Source organism: Anaerolineales bacterium, assembly GCA_022866145.1.
Classification (GTDB): Bacteria; Chloroflexota; Anaerolineae; order Anaerolineales; family E44-bin32; genus PFL42.
The window spans coordinates 1-6,185 of record JALHUE010000432.1; the positions used below are offsets into that span (position 1 = coordinate 1).

General features: G+C 67.1%; 7 protein-coding genes. 5 read left to right on the forward strand and 2 right to left on the reverse strand.

Going from position 1 to position 6,185, the window contains the following annotated elements:
• Both MUO23_12990 and MUO23_12995 read left to right on the forward strand, forming a co-directional pair.
• Positions 1-334 (forward strand): hypothetical protein (locus MUO23_12990; protein MCJ7513867.1); only part of this gene is annotated, 334 nt, incomplete at its 5' end.
• Positions 335-337: 3 nt separating this feature from the next.
• Positions 338-1,345: a rod shape-determining protein gene (locus MUO23_12995; GenBank protein MCJ7513868.1), complete on the forward strand. Its 1,008-nt coding sequence runs from the start codon at positions 338-340 to the stop codon at positions 1,343-1,345.
• Positions 1,346-1,511: 166 nt separating this feature from the next.
• Here the strand turns inward: MUO23_12995 and MUO23_13000 are convergent, their stop codons facing one another.
• A complete protein-coding gene (locus MUO23_13000) occupies positions 1,512-2,138 on the reverse strand; it encodes a redox-sensing transcriptional repressor Rex (protein MCJ7513869.1) in 627 nt (208 codons plus the stop codon).
• Positions 2,139-2,261: 123 nt separating this feature from the next.
• On the opposite strand from MUO23_13000, the gene obgE reads away from it, so the two are divergent.
• Genes obgE through MUO23_13015 form a run of 3 tightly spaced genes read left to right on the forward strand, consistent with a single transcriptional unit; the run spans position 2,262 to position 5,322 of the window.
• Positions 2,262-3,527 carry a GTPase ObgE gene (gene obgE, locus MUO23_13005; protein ID MCJ7513870.1) on the forward strand — a complete coding sequence of 422 codons (1,266 nt, stop codon included), beginning with the start codon at positions 2,262-2,264 and terminating at the stop codon, positions 3,525-3,527.
• Entirely contained in the window at positions 3,512-4,114 is a 603-nt protein-coding gene (nadD, locus tag MUO23_13010) for a nicotinate (nicotinamide) nucleotide adenylyltransferase (GenBank protein MCJ7513871.1), read from the forward strand. The genes obgE and nadD overlap by 16 nt, the downstream gene beginning before the upstream one ends.
• A 2-nt stretch (positions 4,115-4,116) precedes the next feature.
• The gene (locus MUO23_13015; protein ID MCJ7513872.1) at positions 4,117-5,322 is read left to right on the forward strand and encodes an MFS transporter; all 1,206 of its coding nucleotides are present in this window, start codon (positions 4,117-4,119) and stop codon (positions 5,320-5,322) included.
• Between the two features lie 280 nt (positions 5,323-5,602).
• On the opposite strand, the gene MUO23_13020 is transcribed toward MUO23_13015, so the two are convergent.
• A partial coding sequence (locus tag MUO23_13020; protein MCJ7513873.1) for a hypothetical protein occupies positions 5,603-6,185 on the reverse strand: 583 nt, incomplete at its 5' end.

Here is a 6,185-nt window from a genome sequence, read left to right on the forward strand (position 1 = left end):
GACCACGCTGGCCTATGGGGTGGTGCGCCTGCGCAACGGGACCGAGGAGCTGGCCTTCACGGTCGCCGGCGGCGTGATGGAGGTTCGCCCGGAGACCGTGATCGTGCTGGCGGACGTCGGCGAAAACGTGGCCGAGATCGATTTTGCCAGGGCCGAAGCCGCTCGGGCTCGGGCCGAGGCGATGCTCAAGCGAGGTCCGCCGCCCGACACCGACGAATACCTGGCGCTGGAAGCGGCGCTGCGCCGCTCCAAACTTCGTCTGGATGCCGCCCGCCGCTACGGCAAGGGCAGGAAGCCGGGGTTCCCCCGAACCGGCTCCGGCGAAGGAGTGTAGCCCATGCCCCTCTTCGGGCGCGACCTGGGCATCGACCTCGGCACGACCAACACCCTGATCTGCGAAGGCAACGACATCGTTCTTCACGAGCCGACGGTGGTCGCCATCGACGTCGACGAACTGAAGATCGTCGAGGTCGGGCAGGCGGCGCGTGAGATGGATGGGCGCGTCCCCGACATCATTCAGGTGATGCGCCCGCTGCGGGACGGCGTGATTGCCGACTTCGAGGTGACCCAGCGAATGCTGGGCCACTTCATCGAGAAGGCCTGCGGTCCGGCACGGCTATTCAAGCCCCGGGTGATGATGACCGTGCCCTACGGGGTGACGAGCGTTGAGAGCCGGGCGGTGCATGAGGCGGCGCTGCAGGCCGGATGCCGGGACGTGCATCTGATCCAGCAGCCGCTGGCGGCCGCCATCGGAGTCGGGCTGCCGATTGCCACGCCCTCCGGCAACATGGTCGTCAACCTGGGCGGCGGGGTGACCCAGGCCGTGGTGGTGGCGATGAGCGGGATTGTCGCCGCCGGCGCGATCCGCATCGGCGGCGGCCGCCTCGATGAAGCGATCGTCGGTTACGTGCGCAAGAAGTATGGCTTGATCATAGGCAGCCGTACTGCCGAGGATACGAAGATCCGCATCGGGGCTGCCATCCCCCAGGGCGAGGAACGAACGGTTGAGATCCAGGGACAGGACCAGGTCACCGGCCTGCCGCGCCCGATCACCCTGACCACGGGTGAGATCGTCGAAGCCCTGCAGGAGACGCTCCAGCTCCAGATCACCGCCATCCGCAATGTGCTCGAGCGCACCCCCCCGGAGCTAGCCTCGGACATCATCGACCGCGGCATGGTGATCTGTGGCGGCGGCTCACTCCTGCGCGGCCTGGACAAGTGGCTGACCCGCGAGACCGGCGTCCCGGCTTACCTGGCCGAGGAGCCCGTGGCCTGCACCGCCAAGGGCGCCGCCCGCGCCCTGGGCATGCTCGAGCGCCTGAAGCGGCACCTTCCGCCGGTCTAGCCCCCTCATCCCCTACTTTGCACAGGTGGTGCGGTTCTGCCGGCAAGACGGGCAGGCAGCCCGTTCTCTCATGCCGGTGAATGTCGGGTGTCTTCGCCGCGCACGCGAGGGGGCAGTGGGCGGCGCGGGTCGAGGGGTGCTGGTGGCCGTGTACGCCGAAGTGCGTCTAGTCGGGAGCGAAGTAGAATGTCATGTGCTGCAAATGCAGGACCGGATCAGTGTACCGGACCTGCACCCCGGCCGGCACGGAGATCGAGGTTGGGGCGTAGCACAGGATGCCGCGCACCCCGCAGGCCACCAATCGGTCGGTTACGTCCTGGGCGGCGGCGGCCGGCACGGCCAGCATGGCGAGGCGGATCCCCCGCCCTTGGACTTCCTGCTCGAGGCGGGCCATGTCCTGAGTGACTAACGTCCCGACCGACTGCCCGATCTTCTGCGCATCGCTCTCGAAGGCGACCACGATGCGGAACCCACGATCGACAAAGCCCCCGTAGTTGGCAATAGCCCGGCCCAGATCGCCGACCCCGATCAGGGCAACATTCCAGACGCGTTCGACCTGGAGTATGCGCCGCAGCTGGGCGATCAGGAAGGCAACGTTGTATCCCGTGCCCTGCTTGCCGAACTCGCCGAACTGCGAGAGGTCCTTGCGGATCTGGGCCGAGGAGATTCCCAGGAGGGTCCCCAGGTCCTGGGAGGATGTGACTTCCTTGCCGGCCTCTTGCATGCGCGACAGCGCCCGGAGGTAGAGCGGCAATCTTCCAACAATAATGTCCGGGACTCTCCCCTGAACCATACCGGGCTCCTCACCAGCACAAGCGTTGGGGAACTCTAGCACATTGGCAGGCGGCCTGCAATCGGCGCAGGCGCTGCGGCCTTGGGTATAATTCCCCGGGTCCCTCTTCCCCACAGGTGAGTCGTGTTCCTTGATGAGGTGCAGGTCGAAGTGACCTCCGGCCGAGGGGGTGACGGCGCGGTACATTTCCGACGCGAGAAGTACGTCCCGCGTGGAGGTCCCGACGGCGGCAACGGGGGAAAAGGCGGGGATGTGGTCTTCGAGGCCAGCTCGATCCTCTCCACCCTGTCTGCCTTTCGCCGCCGTCCTTCCCTGACCGCCCAAGATGGACGCCCGGGCGGCCGGGGAGACCGCACCGGCCGGTCGGGGGAGGATCTGATGCTCCAGGTTCCCCTCGGAACGCTCGTGCGAGACGCACTGACCGGGGATCTGCTGGGAGACCTGGTGTCGTCGGGCGACAGGCTCGTGGTGTGCCAGGGAGGGCGGGGTGGACGCGGCAACGCTCGCTTCGCCAACCCCAGCAACCAGGCGCCGCGCCTGGCCGAGAAGGGTGAGCCCGCCCGCATTCGCGGCTTGCAGTTGGAGCTGCGCCTGATCGCCGACGTCGGGATCATCGGCGCTCCCAACGCCGGCAAGTCCACGCTGCTTTCCGTCCTCACCCGTGCCCGCCCCAAGATCGGCGAATACCCCTTTACCACGCTGGAGCCCAACCTCGGGGTGTACGAATTCGAGGACGGCTCGAGCCTGGTGCTGGCAGATATCCCCGGGCTGATCGAAGGCGCCCATGCCGGGGCGGGGCTGGGGGACGCCTTCCTACGCCACATTCAGCGCACCCGCCTGCTCATCCATCTTCTGGATGGGACGGCGGTCGACCCGCTGGCCGACTACTCGCAGATCAACGCCGAACTCGCATTGTTCGACGAACACCTCTCGCACAAGCCGCAGGTAGTGGCGGTCAACAAGATCGATATGCCGGAGGTTCGGGAGCGTTGGCCGGCGCTGGAGGAGAGGCTGCGCTCGATGGGCGTCACGCCCCGAGCCGTCTCTGCGGTGGCCCGGTCGGGATTACGCGAGCTCGTCAACGAAGTCCGCCGGCTGGCGGAGATCACCCCGCTGCCGCGGCCGCCAGCGGGCTTGCCCGTCTACCGGCGCCAAGCCCGCCTGGATGACTTCTCCGTGCAGCCCGAGGGCCCAAGGGCGTGGCGCGTGGCGGGTGAACCTCTCGAACGCGCCGCCGCCATGACCTACTGGGAGCTCGAGGAGTCGGTGCGCCGCTTCCAGCGTCTGCTGGCCCGCCTCGGCGTTGAGGATGCCTTGCGCTCCGCCGGTGCCCAGCCCGGCGACAGCGTGCGCATCGCGGAGCATGAGTTCGAGTGGCAAGACTGGTAGGCGTTCTGGGCGGCACCTTCGATCCGCCGCACTATGGCCACCTGCGCCTCGCCGGCGAGGCACGGCGCATGCTGCTGCTTGACAAGGTGCTGTGGGTGGTCACCGCCGTGCCGCCTCATAAGCCCCTTGCGCCGGTGGCCTCGATCGACACCCGCCTCCAACTGGTGAGGGCGGCATTGAAGGACGAGCAGGGCTTCGAGCTGTCGTTGGCGGACGTCGAACGGCCTGCGCCCCACTATGCGGCGGGCACGATGGAGTGGCTTCGGCAGAGAGACCCCGCCGCGCAGTTCGCCTACATCATGGGCTCTGACAGCCTGATCGACCTTCCCACCTGGCATGATCCGGCGGGCTTCCTGGCCCTGTGTTGGCGCCTGGCGGTCCTTCAACGCCCGGGCCCGAAGCCGGACCTGGCAACCCTGGAGGAGGCCCTGCCCGGGCTGGGGGAGAAGGTCGTTTGGGTGGAGGCGACGCTGGTCGATGTCTCCGCCAGCGAGATTCGGCGGCGGGTGAAGCAAGACCTGCCCTACAAGCATCTGATGCCGCCTGGCGTTGCCAAGATCATTGAGGATCTGGGTCTGTACCGATGAGGATGCTCACCGACATCTCTTTCGTGGCCGTTGCCTTGGCCCACCTGGCGGTTGACATCCTGAACGCCCAGCGCGGTCTGCTGCTGGCTGCCTGGAGCATACCGCTGGGCCTGACCAACGCCGCCATCGGCTTGGTCAGCATGCTGTACAGCTTCGCCGCCTCGCTCTCCCAGCCGGCGTTCGGCGCTATTGCCGACCGCACCGGCCCGCGCCGTCTCGCCGTCGGGGGCGTCGTTTGGATGGCGACCTGCTTCGGGCTGGCCCTGGTGGTCCAGGGTAACTGGGCGCTGGCACTGCTCATCCTCTCGGCGCTGGGCTCGGCGGCCTTCCACCCTGCAGGGACGATGGAATCCTCCGAGATCGGAAAGGTGCACTACGGCGGCGAGGTGATGACTGCGGCCAGCCTGTTCTTTCTCTTCGGGCAAGCAGGCTATTCTGTTGGCCCAGTTATCGGCGGGGTCCTCATCGGGGAATGGGGGCCAATCGGCCTGCTGCTGCTGGTCCCGGTTGCACTGTCCTCGGGCGTGTTCGCCGCCAACCACTTCCAGGTGGCCAAACCCGCGCCGCGCCAAGAGGGACAACCCATTCTGCGCTTCGATACTTCCTTGCGTTGGACGGCCCTGACGGCGTTCATCCTGGTGGTTGCCTTCGGCTCCTGGTCCCAGACCAACATGATCACGTTCTTGCCCAAGTACTACAGCGACGCCGGCTTCAGCGCGGCATCCTATGGCCTGATCGCGGCGCTGTTCATGGGCGCTTCAGCCGTGGCGGGTGTGGCTGGAGGCAGGCTGGGGGACCGCCTCGGCGGACGGATGGTGACGGTGTGGTCGCTGGTGCTGGGGGCGCTGCCCCTGGCGTTGTACCCTCGGCTCGGATTGACTCCCTGGGCTTACTTGCTGGCGCCGCTGGCCGGCGGGCTGACCGGGTTTTCCCACACCATCCTGGTCGTCCAGGCGCAAAGCATGATGCCGGGAAGCTCGGGCGCCGCCTCGGGATTGATCCTCGGCTTCATGTTCGCCAGCGGGGCAGTTGGCACCTTGATCAGCGGCATACAGGCCGACCGAAGCGGGTTCGATGCCATGTTCCTGACGACGGCGGCCATCACGCTGATGGCTGGCATCCTTGCGCTGGCGATCCCGCGCGACCTGGCCTCGGTGCCGGCGGGACCCGCCGAAGAACCCCTTCCGATTGCGCATCCGGCGGGCTGATACTCAATCCGTGGCGGGCGGGAATGGAACAGGAAGGGCCGCGCCGCCCGCTCGGTGCCAGGGGGAGCCAGCCACTGCGCCGGTGGGAAATGGGGTGAGCCGGTGATGCGAGAGGCTCGCTTGCGATGGTCCAATCCACAGCACGGCCGGCCCCTCGTCCGTGCCGTCGGCGCGATCGGTCAGGACCTCTCGACGATCTGTGGACCGGGTGACGAGCAACTGATCCCTGAACCGCGGTGCGCCGCCTCAATCGGCCTACGGGAGAGCGGGTGCCGTCGGGTCAATGGGGGTAGAGGTAGATTGTGCCGTCCGCGGTATCCAGGTAGACGTCAAGCCCGGCGGTCAAAGCCTCCAGCCGCTCATCGGCACGCTCGCCGTACAGGCCCATGAACTGACCACGTGAACTATCGAAGAGGACGAGGGCTGCGCCCTGCTCGCGAAAGAGCCGCTCAACAGGGTCCTGTCGATCCTCGCCGAACCTCTGGAAGGCAGCCTGCTCCTGACGGTTCACCAGTTCGGGGATGTCATAGGCCGGGTGAAGGGCGAGGAGCAGCAAGGCAGCGCTGTCGTTGCTGATCAGCGCCGTTTGTTCCGGCAGGGTGCGGGCAGCTTGGATGGTGGGGGATGTCCGCCATGACCGCGAGGTGTAGCCCGAGCCCTCAAGCCGCATCTGCTGCAGGTACTCCACATCAGAACGGACCGACCCGAAGGCGGTAACAGCCACAAACAGCCACGGAACGAATCGGACGAAGGACACCCTTGGATGTCTCTCCGCAACCAGGAGCCAGACGGAGATGGCAGACACCCAGGCCGGTAGGATAGCTGGCGAGAGCATCCGCGCATTGATGTCGGGCTGCGGCCTC

Coding starts and splice junctions, on each gene's coding strand:
- MUO23_12995 (MCJ7513868.1), top strand. CDS start 338: ATGCCCCTCTTCGGGCGCGACCTGGGCATCGACCTCGGCACGACCAAC.
- MUO23_13000 (MCJ7513869.1), bottom strand. CDS start 2,138: ATGGTTCAGGGGAGAGTCCCGGACATTATTGTTGGAAGATTGCCGCTC.
- MUO23_13015 (MCJ7513872.1), top strand. CDS start 4,117: ATGCTCACCGACATCTCTTTCGTGGCCGTTGCCTTGGCCCACCTGGCG.